Raw genomic sequence first — 11,925 nt, 5'->3', positions numbered from 1 at the left:
CCGGCCTGGTGGCCTGCGCCTCGCGCACCGGCTGCTGACCGGTCCCACACCGATGGGGGCGTCGGGGGACAACGATCCGTTGTCCCCCGACGCGCTGATCGGTGACCCGCACTCGATCGCCCCCATCGCCGGGGCAGCGGAGGATCGGGCCGACGGAACGGTCCGCAAGGTCGTCCACGCGATCGCGACCACGTTCGGGGTCATCGCGGCGCTGCTCATCGTCGGCATCATGATCAGCACGGCACTGGACGTGCTGGTACGCCAGATCACCGGCTCTTCCATCCCGGGCGTCGTCGAGTACAGCGAGGTCCTCCTCGCCGGGCTGGTCTTCCTGGGCCTCGCCTACGCGCAGCGCACCGGTGCGCACATCGGCGTGGACCTGGTCACCGAGCGCCTGCCGGCGCGCGTCGCGCACGTCGTCCGTGCGATCGGGCTCTTCGTCGCGATCGCGGTGCTCCTGTGGATGACGTACGAGACGGCGATCGTGGCCATCAACTCGTTCCAGGTCGGAGAGTTCCGCTTCGGCCTCGTCCCCGTGCCCATCTGGCCGATCCGGATCGTGATCCCGTTCGGCCTCGTCGCCCTCATCCTGGAGCTGGGGTTGAGCACCTACGACGAGATCGTCGGAGCCCGCACCGGTGCCCCGACGGTCCAGCACGAGCACCCCGAAGCGGCGTCCGCGGCCGCCGAGCGCGACGAGGACGCCCGGTCGTGACCGCAGGGCTCGTGGCGCTCCTCGCCGTCCTCGTCCTCCTCGTCCTGCTGTGCACGGGCGTACCGGTGGCCTTCGCCCTCGCCGCCGCCGGCGTCCTCGGCCTGGTCATCTACCGCGGTGGTGACATCACGTCCGGCACGCTCGGCTCGCTGCCCTACCAGGCGACGGCGGAGGCGACGCTGGTCGTCATACCCATGTTCATCCTGATGGGCGTGCTGGCCGCGCACGCGCGGGTGGCCGAGGACGTCTTCCGGATCAGCCACCGGTTGCTGCGCCGGCTCCCCGGCGGCCTGGGGCTCGCCTCCATCGCGGCCTGCGCCGGCTTCGGTGCAGTGTCCGGATCGAGCGTGGCCACCACCGCGACCGTCGGCCGGGTCGCCATCGTCGAGATGCGCAAGTACGGCTACAGCGTGTCCTTCGCCGCCGGCATCGTGGCCGCGGCGGGCACCCTGAGCGTGCTGATCCCGCCCAGCATCGTGCTGGTCATCTACGGGATCATCACGGGCGAGTCCATCGGCGCACTGCTCACCGCCGGGATCATCCCCGGCATCCTGTCGGCGCTGGTGTTCATGTCCCTGGTGATCATCCGGGTCCGGCTGCGGCCGGCCATCGGTGGGTACAACCAGGCGCCGACCGCCGTCGACGAGCAGCCGAGCCTCGCCGGCAACCGGCCCCAGGGCAAGGGGTACGCGGGACTGATCAAGATCACGGTGCTGTTCGCCATCGTGATCGGCGGCATCTACGCGGGGCTCTTCACCGCCACCGAGGCCGCGTCGCTGGGCGCCCTGGCCGCGCTGCTGATGCTGCTGGCAGACGTGTTCCGGTACGGACCCCGGCAGCTGACGACCAATCTGCGAAACAGCTTCGCGGAGGCGGCATCGGTGACCAGCTTCATCTTCGCCATCCTGGTCGGCGCCAGCCTGTTCACGTACTTCCTGGTGAGCGCCGGGATCACCAACTCCTTCGCCAACTGGGCGCTGGACCTGCCGGTGCCACCCACGGTCCTCATCATCGTCCTGCTGGCGATCATGATCCCGCTCGGGATGTTCCTCGACCCGATCTCGATCATGCTGATCGTCCTGCCGCTCGCCTATCCCGTCGTCACCGGTCTCGGCTACGACGGCATCTGGTTCGCCATCCTCACCGTGAAGATGATCGAGATCGGACTCATCACGCCGCCGGTGGGGCTCAACGTGTACGTCCTCGCCGGGACACCCGGGGTCCGGCTGGAGGACGCCTTCCGGGGCATCGGCTGGTTCCTCCCCGCCGAGCTGTTCACCACCTCGCTGCTCTTCCTGATCCCGGACCTCGTCACCTGGCTGCCCAGCCAGATCGGCTAGCCGACCCGGTCCTACCGCCATGCCCGCACCCACCGAACCCCGCGCACGAAGGAGGGCTGCCATGACCGCCCAGCCGACAGCCGATGACCCCAAGACCGAGGCGGAGCTCGACCTCGACAGGAAGCAGGAGGACGTCGAGCGCAGCTTCGCCGGACCGGGCGAGCGCCTGGAGATCCTTTCCCCCGACGGGACGGTCCGCCCCGGCACCGAGGCCCCGATGAGCACCGAGCAGGTCCGGGACGCGCTCCGCTGGATGATGCTGTCCAGGACGGTGGACGTCCGGGCGATCAGCCTTCAGCGGCAGGGCCGCATGGGCACGTTCTCCGCCGTCCGGGGGCAGGAGGCCTCGGTCGTGGGCTCGTCGTTCGCCCTGGACCCCGCCCGCGACTGGATCGTCCCGCAGTACCGCGAGCTCCCCGGCGTCGTCCGGCACGGCTTCCCGCTGGACGGGTACCTCCTCTACTGGATGGGCAACCCGGCCGGCGGACGGGTGCCCGACGGGGTCAAGGTCCTCCCGCTGCAGATTGCGCTGGCCGCGCAGCTCCCGCACGCCGTCGGGCTCGGCTGGGGGCTGAAGCTCCAGGGCAGCGAGAGCGTGGTGGCCACCTACTTCGGCGACGGCGCGTCCTCGGAGGGGGACTCCCACGAGGCCATGAACCTGGCCGGCGTGATGCGGGCCCCGGTCGTGTTCTTCCTGCAGAACAACGGGTGGGCGATCTCGACCCCGCGGACGAAGCAGACGGCGGCGGCCAACTTCGCCAGCCGGGCCGAGGGGTACGGCTTCCCGGGCGTCATCGTCGACGGGAACGACCTCTTCGCCGTCTATGCCGCGATGCGGGAGGCCGTCGAGCGTGCGCGCACGGGTGGCGGGCCGACGCTGATCGAGTCGCAGACGTACCGGATGGGCGCGCACAACACCGCGGACGACCCGACCCGCTACATGGAGCCGGTGGAGCTCAGCGGCTGGGACGAGCGCGACCCCATCCGCCGCGTCACCGCCTGGCTGCGCAGCCAGGACGCCTGGGACGACGACGCCGAGCGGGAGATGCAGGCAGGCATCGACCGGCAGGTCGACGAGGCCATCGAATCCGCCGAGGCGTTCGCTCCGCCCAACCCCGAGCAGATCTACACCCACGTCTACGCCGACCCGCCGGAGCGCCTGCGTGCGCAGCAGCGTGCCGCGCTGGACTCCCACTGAGCCGAGGAGCGAGCACATGGCGACGATGACGATGATCGAGGCGATCCGGTCGGCCCTCCGGGAGGAGATGGCGCGCGACGAGCGGGTCGTGGCGCTGGGCCAGGACATCGGCCAGCTCGGCGGGGTCTTCCGGGCGACCGACGGCCTGCTGAAGGAGTTCGGGGCCGACCGGGTGTTCGACATGCCCCTGGCCGAGGGCGTGATCGCGGGGTCGGCACTGGGGTTGGCCGTCTCGGGGCTGGTGCCGGTCGCCGAGATCCAGTTCCTCGGGTTCACCCACCAGGCGTTCCACCAGATCGCCCCCCAGATCGCCCGCTACCGCTACCGGTCGCAGGGCCGGTACAACGCGCAGGTCACGATCCGCACGCCGTTCGGCGGTGGGGTCCGGACGCCGGAGCTGCACTCCGATGCCATCGAGGCCCAGTTCGTGCAAGCCCCCGGCCTCAAGGTGGTCATGCCGTCGAACCCCTACGACGCCAAGGGCATGCTCCTGGAGGCCATCCGCGACCCGGACCCGGTCCTGTTCTGCGAGCCGCTGCGCGGCTACCGGCTGGTCAAGGGAGAGGTCCCGGAGGGCGACTACACGGTCCCGTTCGGGCAGTCGCGGGTCACCCGTGAGGGGTCCGACGTGACGCTGGTGGCGTGGAGCGCCGCCGTGCAGCTCGCCGAGCGGGCCGCCGAGCGGTTGGCGGAGGAGGGCATCGAGGCCAAGGTCCTGGACCTGCGCACGCTCGTCCCCCTGGACGTCGAGGGGCTGGTCTCGGCCGTCGAGTCCACGGGGCGGTGCGTCGTGGTCCACGAGGCACCGCTGACGGCGGGTTTCGGGGCCGAGGTGGTCGCGACCCTGCAGGAAGAGGCGTTCTACTCCCTCGAGGCACCTGTGGCCCGGGTCGCGGCGCCGGACACCCCCTACCCGATCGCCTCGATCGAGGACTACTACGTCCCGAGCGTCGAGCGCGTCGTCGACGCCGTCCGCCGGACGGTGAGCGCCAAGTGAGCGAGCGTGCGAGCTCACCGATGAATACAGCAGCGCCGCGAACGCGGCCGACGAGCGCGAGCGAGGAGAGAGCGTGAGCGAGCTCGAGTTCCGCCTCCCCGACGTCGGAGAGGGCCTCGATGCCGGCGAGATCGTCGAGTGGCACGTCCAGCCGGGGTCGACGGTCGTGCGCGACCAGGTCCTCGCCGACGTGGAGACCGACAAGGCCGTCGTCGAGATCCCGTCCCCGGTGAACGGGACGGTGCTCCGCCTGGGGGGTGACGTCGGCGACGTGCTGGAGATCGGCGCGCTGCTGGTGGTCTTCGAGACCGAGGAGTCCGTGCGGATCCGCAGCCACGGCTCGACCGGTCCGGCGACCCCGCAGTCCGCTGGGAAGCCCCCGGCCGTCGGAGAGCAACCGGCAGCTGCGCCGGCTCTCCCCACTCCCGTCGCCGTGGCGCAGTCCCCGGAGACCGGGGCGGGCGGGCCCTCGCCCGATGCGGCCGCCGACGGGGGCGGGTCCCGGACCGGGCGCGTCCTGGCCTCGCCGGCCACGCGCCGGCTCGCGCTGGAGATGGGGGTCGACCTGGGTGCGGTGCGCGGGTCCGGTCCCGGTGGACGGGTGACCTCGGACGACGTCCGGTCCTTCGCGACCGCGCCTGCGGTGGCCGACACCGCGACAGCCGAGTCGGCGCCGTCCCCGCGCAAGAGTGCCCCCGCGGCCGGCGAACCCCGGCGCGCGGTCCGCCGGCTCACCGACGAGACCGTGCCGCTGCGCGGGTTGCGGCGCTCGATCGCGAAGTCGATGACGGCGTCCTGGCGGGAGATCCCGCACATCACGGAGTTCCGGGAGGTGGACGCGACCGCCCTCGTGCAGGCGCGGGCCACCCTCCGGCCGCACCTGGAGCGGGACGGCGTGCCCTTCACGTTCCTGCCCCTGCTGGTCAAGGCCGTCGTCGCGACGCTGGCCGAGCACCCGAAGTTCAACGCCAGCATCGACATGGACGCCGAGACGATCACCTATCACGGCCGGCGCAACATCGGCCTGGCCACGTCCACCGGTGCCGGGCTGATGGTGCCGGTCGTCAAGGATGCGGACGCCAAGTCCCTGGGCGAGCTGGCGCGGGAGATCGACGGACTGGCCGCGGCCGCCCGCGACCGCAGCGTCACTCCCGCGGAGATGTCCGAGGGGACCTTCTCGATCACCAACTTCGGCAGCTACGGCGGCTGGCTCGCCACGCCGATCATCCGGCCGCCCGAGGCGGCGATCGCCGGGTTCGGCCGCATCCGCGACGCCGTGGTCCCGGTCGACGGCGTGCCCGTGGTGCGACCGACGCTGCCGCTGTCGGTCTCGGCCGATCACCGGCTGGTCGACGGGGAGGACCTGGGCGGGTTCCTGGCCACGCTGATCGCCTACCTGGCCGACCCGATCCTGCTGCTCAAGGGGGAGTGATGGTCGTCGGAGAAGTGGCCGAGGGCGTCGACCTGCTCGTGGTCGGCGCCGGCCCCGGCGGCTACACGGCAGCCCTGCGCGCGGCCGCGCTGGGACGCAGCGTGCTGCTCGTCGACCGGCTGGGGGACTCCGGCATCGGAGGCGTCTGCCTGCAGGTCGGCTGCATCCCGAGCAAGGCGCTCATCGAGGTCGCCGACGTGGCGCACCGGGCCGGCGGGCTCGGGGACGCCGGGCTCACGGTGCGGGACGTGTCGGTGGACCTGGACCGCTTCCAGGACTGGAAGGCGGGCAAGGTCGGCGGGTTGACCGGCGCCGTCTCGGGGCTGCTGCGCCGAGCCGGCGTGGAGGTCGCGGTCGGTGAGTTCCGGTTCACCCGGCCGGGGTCGGGGGTCCTGCAGTCCGCGGACGACCGCCCGCCGCGTCATCTGCAGTACACGGACGTCCTGCTCGCGACCGGCTCCAGGCCCGTCGAGCTGCCGGGCCTCCCGCGGGACGGGTTGCGGGTCCTGGATTCGACGGATGCCCTTGCCCTGCGGAGCCTGCCGAGGAGCATGGCGGTGGTGGGGGGTGGCTACATCGGGCTGGAGCTCGGGACGGCGTTCGCCAAGCTCGGGAGCAAGGTGACCGTCATCGAGGCGCTCGACCGGCTGCTCCCGGGTGTCGACGCCGCACTCCTGCGCCCGGTCCGCCAGCGGCTCGATGCGCTGGGTGTCGACGTGCTGCTCGGGCACCGGGTGGAGGGCTTCGAGGACGGCGTGGTCACCGCGACCGCGGGGTCGGGCGTCGTCCGGGTGCCGGCCGAGAAGATGGTCGTCGCCATCGGCCGGCGCCCGAACACCGACGGGCTCGGGTTGAACAAGATCGGCATCACGCCGGACGGTGCCGGGCTCCTCGCGGTGGGACCGGACCGCATGGCCGCACCGCACGTCGCGGCCATCGGTGACATCACGGCCGGGCCGGCCCTGGCGCACAAGGCGACGGCGGAGGGCGAGGTGGCCGCCGAGGCGTTGTGCGGCAAGCCGGCGGCGTTCGACCCGGCGGCCGTCCCCGCCGTCGTCTTCAGCGATCCGGAGATCGCCGTCGCGGGGCTCTCGCCCGAGGAGGCGCGGGCCCAGGGCATGGACGTCGCCGTCGCGCGCCTCCCGCTGAGCGCCTCCGGCCGGGCCGCGACGATGGGCGCCACCGAGGGGTTCACCCAACTGGTCGTGGACCGGTCGGTCGATGCGGTGGTCGGCGTGCACATCGTCGGGCCGCACGCCTCAGAGCTGATCGCCGAAGGGGTGCTCGCCATCGAGATGGCGGCCTCCCCGCTGGACCTGCTGGCGTCGATCCACCCGCACCCGACGTTGAGCGAGATGACGTCCGACGTCGCCCGCGTTCTCCTGCACCAGCCGGCGGGAGCGACGGTGCCGGCGCCCGCCGCGTCGTGACGGCGGAGGCGGGGGCCGGCGGGCGGCCGCTCGCGGGGCTGCGCGTCGTCGAGTGCGCCACCTACGTCGCCGGCCCCTCCGGCGGGATGACCCTGGCCCAGCTGGGCGCCGACGTCATCCGGGTCGACCCGCTGGGCGGAGCCACCGACCACAGGCGCTGGCCGTTGGCCCCCAACGGGGGCAGCCTGTACTGGCACAGCCTGAACAAGGGGAAGCGCTCGGTGACCGTGGACCTGCGGGCGCCGGCCGGCAAGGAGCTGGTAACGGCGCTGATCACCGCCCCGGGTGCGGACGCCGGGGTCTTCCTGGACAACAACGTCGCTCGCTCGTGGCTGGACTGGCCGGCGCTCTCGGCGCGACGCCCCGATCTGGTCCACGTCCACGTGCAAGGGCACCGCGACGGTCGGCCGGCGGTGGACTACACCGTCAACGCCGCGGCAGGTATCCCCGACATGACCGGCGGCGAGTCCGACGGGGCGCCGGTGAACCACGTGCTCCCGGCGTGGGACCTGCTCACCGGGCAGACGGCGGTCGTGGGCCTGCTCGCCGCGCTGCGGCACCGGGATCGGACGGGGGAGGGGACCTACCTCGAGGTGGCGCTCGCGGACGTCGCGCTGGCCGGGGTCGCGGCCCTCGGCTGGTACGCGGACGCGCAGCTGTCGGGTGCCGACCGGCCGCGTCACGGCAACCACGTGTACGGCAGCTTCGGCGTCGACTTCCCCACCTCCGACGGCCGGCGGGTCATGGTCGTCGCACTCACCGAGGGGCAGTGGCGGTCGTTGTGCCAGGTGACCGGGACGCAGGAGGTGTTCGCCGCCCTGGAGAAGGCCCTCGGCGTGGACCTCGAGGACGAGGTGACCCGGTACCACCACCGGGAGACGATCGCGGCGATCCTGCGCGGCTGGTTCGCCGCGCGCGATGTCGCGACCGTGAGTCGCGAGCTCGAGGCCGCCCGGGTCCTCTGGGGTCCGTACCGGACCGCCACGGACGTCGTGCGCGACCACGAGGCAGCGCCCGCATCCTCACCGCTGACCGAGGTCGTCCAGCCGGGTATCGGTCGCCTGCTGGCGATGGGGAGCCCGCTGCGGGTCCGGGCGCAGGAGGTGCCGCCCCGGCCGGCGCCGGTGCTCGGAGCCGACACCGACGAGGTGCTGGCCGACGTGCTCGGGCTGGGGGCGTCGGAGATCGGACGACTCCACGACGAGGGCGTCCTCGCACCCACCGGGGGACGGGGGTGACCGCGCTCGACCGGCCGGGACGCGCCCGGCCGGGTGAGGGTCCGCCCCGGCGTACGTCATCAGTGCAGTACGGCGCGGGGTCGGCTGATTACCATACCGAGGTGGCGGTCGACGGTTCGGGTATCGACGGGTTCGGTTCTGCGCAGCCCGGTCGGGGGCGCCAGGCGCTCAGCGAGGAGTCCGCGAGCTACGTCCGCGCGCTCATCATGTCGGGCGAGCTCCGCGAAGGTGAGTTCGTGCGCCTGGATCGGATCGCGGCTGATCTGGGAATCAGCGTGACCCCGGCGCGTGAGGGGCTCCTGCTCCTGCGCGGTGAGGGGTTCGTGGTCTCCGAACCTCGGCGAGGTTTCGTCGTCGCCCCCCTGTCGCCGGAGGACGTGGCCGATCTCTTCTTCGTGCAGGCCACCATCGCCGGGGAGCTCGCAGCGCGCGCGGCGGACAAGCTCAGTGACGCGGACCTCGCCGAGATCGACCGGCTCCAGGACCAGCTGACCCGGGCGGCGCGGAACGGTGACGGCGACGTCGTCGCCCGGTGCAACCACCAGCTGCACCGGATGATCAACCAGGTGGCGGCTGCGCCGAAGCTGAACTGGTTCCTCGGCCTCTCGGTGCGCTACGTGCCGACCCGCTTCTTCACGTCCATCGCCGGCTGGGAGGAGGCGTCGGCGCACGACCACGCCGCTCTCATCCAGGCGCTGCACGGGCGCGATGCCGACGGTGCGCGGGTGGCGATGGAGGAGCACATCCGGCACGCCGGCGAGTTGCTGGTCGCCCATCTGGTGCGGACCCGCTCCGCCATGAGCGACAGCGCGGAGGCGACGACGGCTCCGGACTCCTAGATGGAGCCCCGGCGGCTCAGCGGCCGATCGGTGCGGTCCGGGCCCTGGTCAGCCGCACCAGCTCGGCCGGCGGCAGCTCCAGCTGGAGGCCGCGCTTCCCCGCGCTGACCAGCACGGTGGGGAAGCCCAGCGCCGAGGAGTCCACCACGGTGGGCAGCAGCTTGCGCTGGCCCAGGGGGCTGATGCCGCCGATCACGTAACCGGTGGCGCGCTCGGCATCGGCCGGTTCGGCCATCGCCGCCTTCCGCCCGCCGGCCGCGGCGGCCAGCGCCTTGAGGTCCAGCGTGCCGCTGACCGGGACGACCGCGATGGTGAGCGCACCGTCGACGCGGGTGACCAGCGTCTTGAACACCTGGCGGGGATCGGCCCCGAGGGCGGCCACCGCCGCCTCGCCGTGCCCCTGGTCGGCCGGGTGCTCGGGGTCGTAGGGGTGCAGCGCGTGCGCCACCTCCGCTTGCTCCAGGACCCGCACCGCCGGGGTTGCCGCCACGGCGGGGGAGCCTAGCGAGATGCGGCACCCGGGAATGCCACCGGCGGGCGGTGCCGTTGGACCGGCCGTGAGCAGCACCCTCTCCGCCCCCCGCGCCCGGGCCGCGCGCCGACGTCCCCCGGGCCGTCCGGACGCCGCGCGGCTAGGATCGACCGATGTGGCGCCCCGCGTCGGGGGGCCCCGGAGAGGACGGTCGGTGCCTGAGGAGTCCGCGGTCGAGAACACCGGTCAGCTGCCCGAGGCGACCCCGGCGGAGGTGCCGGAGGCGCGCGCGGGCGGCAGCCGCACGGAGCGCGCCGAGACCCGCGCCGAGCGGGATGCCCGGTTCGAGCGGGATGCGCTGCCCTTCCTGGACCAGCTGTACCCGGCGGCGCTGCGGATGACCCGCAACCCGGCCGACGCCGAGGACCTGGTGCAGGAGACCTTCGTCAAGGCCTACTCCGCGTTCCACCAGTTCGCCGAGGGCACGAACCTCAAGGCGTGGCTGTACCGGATCCTGACGAACACCTACATCAACAGCTACCGCAAGAAGCAGCGGCAGCCGCAGCAGTACCCCACCGACCAGGTGCAGGACTGGCAGCTGTACGCCGCCGAGGAGCACACCTCCTCGGGTCTGCGGTCGGCCGAGATCGAGGCGCTGGACCACCTGCCGGACTCCGACATCAAGGACGCGCTGCAGCAGCTGCCGGAGGACTTCCGGCTGGCGGTCTACCTGGCCGACGTCGAGGGCTTCGCCTACAAGGAGATCGCCGAGATCATGGGCACGCCCATCGGCACGGTGATGTCCCGGCTGCACCGCGGCCGGCGCGGGCTGCAGAAGATGCTGGCCGACTACGCCCGGGAGCGCGGTTTCGTCCGCGCCGGGACCGGTGAGGAGGCGACCCGCCCGTGAGCGACGAGCTGGGGGCCGGCGAGCCCCTCGACATCAACTCGTGCGACGACGTCCTCAGCCACGTCTTCGAGTTCCTCGACCACCAGACCTCCGACGAGCGCCGCGGCGTGATAGCCGAGCACCTCGACGAGTGCTCGTCCTGCCTACGGCAGTTCGGCATCGAAGCGGAGTTCAAGGCGCTGGTGCGCCGGCGCTGCGGTGGCGACAAGCCGCCCACGGGGCTGCGGGAGCGCATCAAGCTGCAGCTGACGAGCGTCTCCTTCGAGGAGGACGGCACCCAGGTCAGCGTCGAGCGGCTGACCGTCGAGCGCTCGGAGGAGCGCCCCACCGCCTGACCCGGTCGACGCGAGAGGCCCAGGACCCGACGGGTCCTGGGCCTCTGACGTGCAAACCTCCTGCAGGGTCCCGGCGCGAGCGTGCGAGCGACGGGGGCAGGGGGTCGTTTCAGGCGTTGGGGCGCTTGCCGTGGTTGGCCTTGTTCCCCTTGCGGGAGCGACGCTTGCGTCCGCGCTTGGACATCGCTGCCCTCCTTCCTCATGCTGCTGGCGGGCCGGGTGGCCCAGGATCGGTGCGGGCCGTGACCGGCGCACGCGGCGTGCGCGGCGCCGACCGACCCGCCAAGCTGACCCGACAAGCCTCTCACGGGGTGCCCCGGCCGTGCGCCGGGCCGGGCGAGTACAGGAGGAGCAGGAGTGCCGCAGCTGGGGATCGAGACCGTCCTCGTCGCCGGACGGGGGCCGGCGGGATGCGCCGCGATCCGCGCGTGCCAGCGGCTCGGTCTCAAGGCCGTCGCGGTGCACAGCGAGACGGAGCGCTCGGCCCGCCACGTCCGCCTGGCCGACGACGCGGTGCTGCTGGGGCCGGCACCGGCCGCCGAGTCCTACCTGGCCGTCGACCGCATCGTCGAGGCGGCCCGGCGCAGCGGCGCCGACACCGTGCTCCCCGTCCCACCCGCGCTGGCCGGCGACGCCCGGCTCGCCGGTGGGGTCATCGGGGCAGGGCTGCGCTGGGCCGGGCCCGACCCGGAGGTGCTGGAGCGGCTCGGCGGGGACGGCGTCGAGCCGGCCAGCGAGCGCGGGTTCCTGGCGTGGGTGACCGCCGAGGGGCTGCGGTTCACCACCCCGGTCGCCCGGGACCGCGCCGCCGGCATCGCACGGGTGTCCTGGACCCCCGGCGAGCCGGGGCAGCTGCCGGCAGCGGCGCACCGCCTCGCCGAGGTCGGCTGGCGCGGGCTGGTCACCGTCGGGATCGCGCCCGACGGGGAGCTGGCCGAGGTCGCCGCCGGCTTCTCGCTGGACATGGCGGTGCTCGAGCGGTCGCACGGCGTCGACGCCGTCGAGCTGGCGCTGCGCAG

The 11,925-nt window shown here is 73.0% G+C and carries 13 protein-coding genes; 11 read left to right on the top strand and 2 right to left on the bottom strand.

Going from position 1 to position 11,925, the window contains the following annotated elements; translation table 11 throughout:
- The 8 genes from QOZ88_RS08475 to QOZ88_RS08440 all read left to right on the top strand — a co-directional run.
- On the top strand, window positions 1-715 hold a 715-nt coding region (locus QOZ88_RS08475; protein WP_305999352.1), incomplete at its 5' end, for a TRAP transporter small permease.
- On the top strand, window positions 712-2,055 hold the full coding sequence (locus tag QOZ88_RS08470) for a TRAP transporter large permease (RefSeq protein WP_305999351.1): 1,344 nt from the start codon (window positions 712-714) through the stop codon (window positions 2,053-2,055). The genes QOZ88_RS08475 and QOZ88_RS08470, both read left to right, overlap by 4 nt.
- A gap of 61 nt (window positions 2,056-2,116) precedes the next feature.
- Window positions 2,117-3,253 (top strand): pyruvate dehydrogenase (acetyl-transferring) E1 component subunit alpha, encoded by a 1,137-nt coding sequence (gene pdhA, locus QOZ88_RS08465; protein WP_305999350.1) that lies wholly within the window; start codon window positions 2,117-2,119, stop codon window positions 3,251-3,253.
- Window positions 3,254-3,269: 16 nt separating this feature from the next.
- A complete protein-coding gene (locus QOZ88_RS08460; protein WP_091928860.1) occupies window positions 3,270-4,250 on the top strand; it encodes an alpha-ketoacid dehydrogenase subunit beta in 981 nt (326 codons plus the stop codon).
- Window positions 4,251-4,323: 73 nt separating this feature from the next.
- On the top strand, window positions 4,324-5,682 hold the full coding sequence (locus QOZ88_RS08455; RefSeq protein ID WP_305999349.1) for a dihydrolipoamide acetyltransferase family protein: 1,359 nt from the start codon (window positions 4,324-4,326) through the stop codon (window positions 5,680-5,682).
- Complete coding sequence (gene lpdA, locus QOZ88_RS08450; RefSeq protein WP_305999348.1) at window positions 5,682-7,112, top strand: dihydrolipoyl dehydrogenase; 1,431 nt, start codon at window positions 5,682-5,684, stop codon at window positions 7,110-7,112. The genes QOZ88_RS08455 and lpdA overlap by 1 nt, the downstream gene beginning before the upstream one ends.
- A complete protein-coding gene (locus QOZ88_RS08445) occupies window positions 7,109-8,350 on the top strand; it encodes a CoA transferase (RefSeq protein ID WP_305999347.1) in 1,242 nt (413 codons plus the stop codon). Before lpdA ends, QOZ88_RS08445 begins: the two co-directional genes overlap by 4 nt.
- Before the next feature lie 101 nt (window positions 8,351-8,451).
- Complete coding sequence (locus tag QOZ88_RS08440; RefSeq protein ID WP_305999346.1) at window positions 8,452-9,189, top strand: GntR family transcriptional regulator; 738 nt, start codon at window positions 8,452-8,454, stop codon at window positions 9,187-9,189.
- A gap of 16 nt (window positions 9,190-9,205) precedes the next feature.
- On the opposite strand, the gene ybaK is transcribed toward QOZ88_RS08440, so the two are convergent.
- On the bottom strand, window positions 9,206-9,679 hold the full coding sequence (gene ybaK, locus QOZ88_RS08435; protein WP_305999345.1) for a Cys-tRNA(Pro) deacylase: 474 nt from the start codon (window positions 9,677-9,679) through the stop codon (window positions 9,206-9,208).
- A 196-nt stretch (window positions 9,680-9,875) separates the two neighbouring features.
- Here ybaK and QOZ88_RS08430 point away from each other — a divergent pair, with 196 nt between their 5' ends.
- The gene (locus tag QOZ88_RS08430) at window positions 9,876-10,571 is read left to right on the top strand and encodes a sigma-70 family RNA polymerase sigma factor (protein WP_305999344.1); all 696 of its coding nucleotides are present in this window, start codon (window positions 9,876-9,878) and stop codon (window positions 10,569-10,571) included.
- Complete coding sequence (gene rsrA, locus QOZ88_RS08425) at window positions 10,568-10,906, top strand: mycothiol system anti-sigma-R factor (protein ID WP_211434914.1); 339 nt, start codon at window positions 10,568-10,570, stop codon at window positions 10,904-10,906. Before QOZ88_RS08430 ends, rsrA begins: the two co-directional genes overlap by 4 nt.
- 109 nt (window positions 10,907-11,015) lie before the next feature.
- Here rsrA and QOZ88_RS23175 read toward each other — a convergent pair whose 3' ends face one another.
- Window positions 11,016-11,090: a 50S ribosomal protein bL37 gene (locus QOZ88_RS23175; protein WP_014377707.1), complete on the bottom strand. Its 75-nt coding sequence runs from the start codon at window positions 11,088-11,090 to the stop codon at window positions 11,016-11,018.
- A gap of 173 nt (window positions 11,091-11,263) precedes the next feature.
- Here QOZ88_RS23175 and QOZ88_RS08420 point away from each other — a divergent pair.
- Window positions 11,264-11,925, top strand: a 662-nt coding sequence (locus QOZ88_RS08420) for a biotin carboxylase N-terminal domain-containing protein (protein ID WP_305999343.1), incomplete at its 3' end; no start/stop codon positions are given.

It is taken from the genome of Blastococcus carthaginiensis, from assembly GCF_030731085.1.
Lineage (GTDB): Bacteria > Actinomycetota > Actinomycetes > Mycobacteriales > Geodermatophilaceae > Blastococcus > Blastococcus carthaginiensis.
The sequence above is the reverse complement of the archived record's forward strand: the minus strand, read 5'-3'. Positions and strand labels throughout refer to the sequence as shown.